The 4,075-nt window shown below is 55.4% G+C and carries 6 protein-coding genes and 1 pseudogene; 2 read left to right on the forward strand and 5 right to left on the reverse strand.

The window, feature by feature from the left end; translation table 11 throughout:
* Positions 1–328: hypothetical protein (locus ACFOFO_RS25140; protein WP_390333372.1), on the forward strand; the 328-nt coding region annotated here is incomplete at its 5' end.
* Between the two features lie 247 nt (positions 329–575).
* The gene (locus ACFOFO_RS25145) at positions 576–944 is read left to right on the forward strand and encodes a hypothetical protein (RefSeq protein WP_390329198.1); all 369 of its coding nucleotides are present in this window, start codon (positions 576–578) and stop codon (positions 942–944) included.
* A 72-nt stretch (positions 945–1,016) separates the two neighbouring features.
* Here the strand turns inward: ACFOFO_RS25145 and ACFOFO_RS25150 are convergent.
* From ACFOFO_RS25150 to ACFOFO_RS25170, 5 genes and pseudogenes are all read right to left on the reverse strand, one after another.
* Positions 1,017–1,199: pseudogene (locus ACFOFO_RS25150) on the reverse strand (metallophosphoesterase family protein); the annotation flags it as partial.
* Entirely contained in the window at positions 1,162–2,127 is a 966-nt protein-coding gene (locus tag ACFOFO_RS25155; protein ID WP_390333374.1) for a diacylglycerol/lipid kinase family protein, read from the reverse strand. The gene ACFOFO_RS25155 and the pseudogene ACFOFO_RS25150, both read right to left, overlap by 38 nt.
* Positions 2,128–2,463: 336 nt before the next feature.
* A complete protein-coding gene (locus tag ACFOFO_RS25160; protein ID WP_390329190.1) occupies positions 2,464–2,946 on the reverse strand; it encodes a lipocalin-like domain-containing protein in 483 nt (160 codons plus the stop codon).
* 279 nt (positions 2,947–3,225) lie between these two features.
* Entirely contained in the window at positions 3,226–3,483 is a 258-nt protein-coding gene (locus ACFOFO_RS25165) for a hypothetical protein (RefSeq protein ID WP_390329187.1), read from the reverse strand.
* 191 nt (positions 3,484–3,674) lie between these two features.
* Positions 3,675–4,075: hypothetical protein (locus ACFOFO_RS25170; RefSeq protein WP_390333376.1), on the reverse strand; the 401-nt coding region annotated here is incomplete at its 5' end.

The following is a 4,075-nucleotide window of genomic DNA, read 5'->3' on the forward strand; positions in this document are numbered from 1 at the left end:
TGGCGTGGAATGCGTGTCCAGTTTGCGCTGGACCGCGTGTCCAGTTTGCGGCGGATTAGGCGTCCAGTTTGGCTGGATTACGCAGGCAACACCAGAAATTGAGTTAAGAGATGCGACCCGAGGACGCCCTCCAATACGGGAAGATTGGGTGGTGTACTACGACGGCAAATGTTATGGTTTTATCTACCGTTGTGATAAGCCGGCCGGTTATACCGTCGGGATCGGTCACCCGGGCCTAGAAGTGGAGTTCTATAATGTGGCCCAGAATAAGGAAACGGCAGTAGAGTTCGCCCAGAAACATATTGCGATGATCCTCGCTCGCGGTTAGGCGGATCGAATGCTGCATGCCCGTAGTCCGTTTGTGGCGTGAAGGTCGCGAAGGTTCACGTTGGCAGGGGTGGTTCGGGTAGTTTAGACAGAAAAAACGCTGGCGTTAAATGTTGAACTGCGATGCATGCAAGGTTATCGACTGCGCCGCTAGCCAGCCACATCCCGCACTCACGCTGTCCAATCAGTCTGGGCTTGCGACATCAAGTACCCGCCAATGGCGTGCGGATTCGCGTATCTAATGTGCGATGATTACTGACTTCTGCGTCGAGGCTCAGAGTACACTATTGCGCTACGGTGCACCTGAGATATTCAATGCGGATCAGGGCAGCCAGTTCACCGACGAGGATTTCACCAGGCCGCTGTTGGACAATCGTGTGCGTGTGAGCATGGATGGCAAGGGACGTTGGATCGACAACGTCTTCGTTGAGCGGCTGCGGATGAGCGTCGAGAATGAAGATTTTACTTGCATGCCTACGCAATGGTTCAGTGCTTTGGCGAGTTACTTCAATTTCTACAATGCGCGCCGGCCGCGCCAAAGTCTCGACTACCGCAGCCCGACGCGCTGTATTTCGGAATCGACACATTCAAGCCGGAGTAGGATGAAACACGGGTAATTCATCGCGTCGCCCGCTCTTGCCCATGCTCGCGCTCGACCACATCATCATCGTTCGGCGTACTCCGTACTCTGGCGACACGGGTACAAAACGACGTGCGTCTTTGAATTGCGCCGTGCGCGCACGTTGTGTCAGGTCGCCGGAAACAACAACAAGGTCAGGACACGATTCCCTTACAAGCGCGATCAAAGGTGTGATCAGTGCATGATCAATGCGATCAAAGTGGAGATCCGACAGATGGACCAGCGTCCGCATGATTTGCTGCTTTCGTATCGACGTCTTGCGGCACAATGACATTTAACGCGCCCGGACAGTTTCGGTAACGCAGAGGTGTCTCCATGACAGTCACTTCACCATCCGTGGCAACGCGGATGCGTTTGTGTCGCGTTTCAATCAAAACTTCTCTCGCGGCAACCGCGTCGAAGTCTTTTGCCTGTCGCAGCCGGCCGAAGAGCGCACGGATCGCGAGCAACAATAGCCCCAGGCGCCCGGTACGGTGCGTGACATACAGGCACAACTGCCCGGAGTCAAGGCGCTTACGCCCACCAATATTAAAGCCTTCCATCAAATATTCATTATTGCCGACAAAGATGAATGGCGTGCGGCGCTTATGTTCTTCATTATTCAAGCTGAGCGTCACGTTCAAAAACGGATAGCGACGCAATGCCGTCACGGTAGCCCAGAAAAAAGCGGGCCATTTTCCTCTTCCCAGTCGCCTCTGTTGTGTTTCACGATGTCGTACGATGTCAGGGTACAGTCCGAGGCTCGAATTATTGAGAAAGATCCGACCATTCACCTCGGCGGCGTCGATCTTGACGCTGTGCAGAGCCGCGATATTGCGAACCGCTGCATCAAGGTCCAGAGGAATATGCAAGTCTTTCGCAAAATGGTTCAATGTTCCGAGTGGAAGGACTCCAAACGCGATATCGGTTCCGACCAGGGCTGACGCAACCGTATTGATGGTGCCGTCACCACCGCCGGCGACAATCACCTCATACCCGTCCCTTGCTGCGAATTGGGACGCCTCAAGAATCTCGTCACCGCTCCGTGCGAGCGTCACGTGCGCACTCATGCCATGGGATTGAAATTTATCGGCGAGATGCCTTGCCCATTCGGAAGTATATCCGTCGCCTGCCGAGGCATTGATAAATACAGCTGTTCGTTTGGGAATAGGTGTTTGCACAGGTCACTCAGTGTGGGGGACGCCATCGGGCGCCGCCGCAATGTAGCGATGGCGGTGAGGATGAGTACCGTATGGCGTCCGCTTCATCTCCATAGGAATCCTTCGCGGTACCTGGGGGCAAATAATCCCGCAACGCGAATGTAATTCGAGCCTGGAACCTTTAATTTGCGACCCTATCGGCCGGCAAGTGCCCGTCGGGGGAGGGCGGAAAGCGACTCTGAAACGACAGTCATGCAGAACTGATCCCCGTTCTTCTAGAAAAGACTGATCGGTAAAAACCTGCCCCACTTGCGCGGGGCTGAGGCATGCAACAAATAACGCGCCTCAGTGCAATGCTTACTTGACGCGCTTCCAGACCACGTCGTGCGGGCCACCGCCGCCCGATGGTGCGTTGTCGGTATAGGTTAGTTGATCCCCGGAAACCTTGAATGGTCGCTTGAACGTAGCGCCGTCCCAATTCGGAAATGTGCTGGCCTCGACGTTGAACGTAATGGTTTTCTCTTTCGCGTCCACCGTGTACTTGCCATAGTGGAAGATGCTGCCTCCGACGATCGCCTTGTTTTCCTCTGCGGTCCCTTTGCCTCGCGCACCCGCGGTGATCTTCGGCAGAGTCGCGCGTGCGAGATTGAGCGAATAGTGGCCGTCAGACCCTAGAATCAGTTGGCCGCGCGGATTGTCGCCGAACGACGTGGCCACGACGGGGGTATAAGTGCCGGCGACGCTCGTTGCGTCCTGTGCGGCTGCGTTCCCGGTAGGCAATGCGAGTGCTGCGACCAGCAGCAAAGCGGAAACTGCGGAAAGGTTGTTTCTGTTATTCATGGTCATTCTCCTAGGCGTTTTGCCGCCACAAGGCCCCATACCCCGAGCGTCCGCAAATATGATAGGCCCGTATGAATTGTTTTGCGAATCATGGCACGAACTGCTTGCCTGTCCACGCGGGGTGCGTTCACTATAGGTCTACGCTGACCATCCGATTGTGGTCGAGCCTAATGATTAGGCTCGGTCGAAATCTGCCGGGCGCGTGACCAGTCCTTTGGGCTCAGAGCGGTCGGTCGATCAGCCGCCAAGCAGCCGATCGGCATTTGAAATGACCCGGCCCTATTTCGTATCGCCAGCGCCGTGGTGAGTTACTGACGCTAACATCGACAGTGCGACCTTATGCGCCTCGGCTTCAGCCGACTCCGCATTTGGGAAGACGGTGTCGACAGAGACGCCCTGATCGGCAAAAATACAGTTTCTGTGCATCGGATTCGGCGAGGGACCATAGATTGCCACATGGGCGGCCCAGCCATCGTCACTTGGCAATAACACGCCCGCATACTCGATTTCATAGCCCTCAATATGCTCGGACTGCATAAGTGCCTCCTTTCATGACAAAAATAGCAATAGCAACAAGTTGAGTGCCAATGTCCCAGATTGCCCCCTATCGACCGTTCGCATTTCTCAAAAACAGCCGTGCAATATGGGCTAACCGCCCTCCGGGACCACCCGAAGGGCGGGTGGTCCCGGTGAGCCCGATGTTGGGCGGCTGATTAACCCGACCTTTGCTACACGGACGCGACATACCGGTCTTTGTACCACCCTATAATGTAGCGATAGGCACCGTCAATGGCCACGGGATCTGGATGTGCAGGTCCAGATTTATCCTCTCCATCATGCTTGGCATCGACCTGTTTGTACAGGCGAAATCTCCCATCGCGCGACGCCGCGTTTCCATCGACAGTCTTGAACAGATACCGGTTTCGACTGCCTCCGCGCTGGGGATTTGCCTTGTCCGCTTGCCGGTCTTCCGAGCTGACCAAATGCCTTTCGATCATGACTGGCGTGATCGGCGTGATCGATGGACCGAAGAGTTTTGCCACCTGTGCTTCGATTTGACCGCGACTGACGGTCTTGGAGGTGCTGGTTTCAGGGTGAAGCATGCTCGCAACTGCGATCCAGATCATGT

Source organism: Pseudundibacterium arcticum, from assembly GCF_042646465.1.
GTDB lineage: Bacteria > Pseudomonadota > Gammaproteobacteria > Burkholderiales > Burkholderiaceae_D > Undibacterium_A > Undibacterium_A arcticum.